The sequence below is a fragment of the Rosenbergiella gaditana genome (assembly GCF_018494065.1).
In the GTDB taxonomy this organism is placed as follows: Bacteria; Pseudomonadota; Gammaproteobacteria; order Enterobacterales; family Enterobacteriaceae; genus Rosenbergiella; species Rosenbergiella gaditana.
Window position 1 is genome coordinate 1 of the sequence record NZ_JABBFR010000086.1, and the last position, 252, is coordinate 252.

A 252-nucleotide genomic window follows, 5' to 3' on the forward strand; every position below is an offset into this window, starting at 1 on the left:
GACTGCCAGATAGCACCAGCGATTTCCTGCCCAGATATACGTAATATCTCCACACCACACTCTGTCTGGCTCGGGCACAGCGAACTGGCGCTCAAGCAGATTCGGCAGGCAGGTATGCTCTAGATGGGCATTTTTGTACTGATGTTTTCCGGGCTGGCAACTGCTTAGATTCAGATGTTTCATTAAACGCCCTGCACGGTAACGGCTCATCGGAACGCCATTTTGGGTTAGCATTTCAGCTAGCGTACGCGC

At 52.0% G+C, this 252-nt stretch carries 1 pseudogene; it reads right to left on the reverse strand.

Annotated elements, in window-relative coordinates:
- Positions 1-252 (reverse strand): annotated as a pseudogene (locus HH682_RS15560) (IS3 family transposase); the annotation flags it as partial.